The 204-nt window shown below is 48.0% G+C and carries 1 protein-coding gene; it reads right to left on the reverse strand.

Annotated elements, in window-relative coordinates; translation table 11 throughout:
* The coding region (locus J4N25_RS17850; RefSeq protein WP_207423165.1) for a hypothetical protein at nucleotides 1-204 on the reverse strand (204 nt) is incomplete at both ends.

Below are 204 nucleotides of genomic sequence, written 5' to 3' on the forward strand. Positions count from 1 at the left end.
CCAGAAGCATCTTTTAGTTGTATTGCCGGTTGCCGAGCAAATGCCGAACCACTGGTTGCAGTAGCTGAAGGCTGCGTAGCAATAGCCAGTTGAGTTGGTGCACCCGCATTAACAGTGATGGTATTTGACGTGGCAGCAGTTAAACTTGCAGCCGTAAAGCTTAAAGTTCTGTCACCAGCAACACCTGTAATAGCTAGGTTAGAG

This window comes from Desertivirga brevis (assembly GCF_017355835.1).